Origin of the sequence: Tsukamurella conjunctivitidis (genome assembly GCF_007858475.1) — a bacterium.
GTDB lineage: Bacteria > Actinomycetota > Actinomycetes > Mycobacteriales > Mycobacteriaceae > Tsukamurella > Tsukamurella conjunctivitidis.
Map to the genome: position 1 here is coordinate 1 of NZ_VIGX01000119.1, position 656 is coordinate 656.

General features: G+C 70.1%; 1 protein-coding gene. It reads right to left on the reverse strand.

What is annotated here, in order from left to right; genetic code table 11:
- Positions 1-146: 146 nt before the first annotated feature.
- A partial coding sequence (gene mraW, locus FK530_RS24645) for a 16S rRNA (cytosine(1402)-N(4))-methyltransferase (protein WP_146489448.1) occupies positions 147-656 on the reverse strand: 510 nt, incomplete at its 5' end.

Consider the following 656-nt stretch of genomic DNA (forward strand, 5'->3'; position numbering starts at 1 on the left):
CGCCATCAGCACGATGAGCGCGATGACGACCAGGGGGACCAGGGAGCGTCGGGGATCATGTCCCTCCACGACCCGCAGGTCGGGACGGGTGGTCTCGCGCAGGCGTTCAGGCCTGGAGGCGGGATGTGTCCGTGCGGCAGCGGTGCTCATGAACGGTTCCTCCAGGGGTGGACGATCTCGACCCCACGCAGCCGCACGGAGGCGGAACGAGGGTTGCGGGCGACTTCTTCTTCATCGGCGCGCCCGGCCCCGCGGGTGAGGAGGCGCAGGGGTGCGTCCGATTCGCCGGGGAGCACGGGCAGTCCCGGCGGTGTCATGTCCCTGCTCCCCTCACGGAAGACCGCCTTGACGATTCGGTCCTCCAGCGATTGGTAGGCCTCGACCACGACACGACCACCCACGCGCACATGCGTCAGCGCCCGGGGCAGGGCTACCTCAAGGATGCGCAGTTCGTCATTGACCGCGACCCGCAGTGCCTGGAACGTCCGCTTCGAGGGGTTCCCCCCGGTGCGCCGGGCGGGTGCAGGGATGGCGCGTCGCACCAGGTCGGCCAGCTGGGAGGTGCGGGTGAGGGGGACTGCAGCACGTTCGGAGACGATGAGGCGCGCGATGCGCTGGGCGAAGCGCTCCTCGCCGTAGGTGCGCAGGATGCGGGT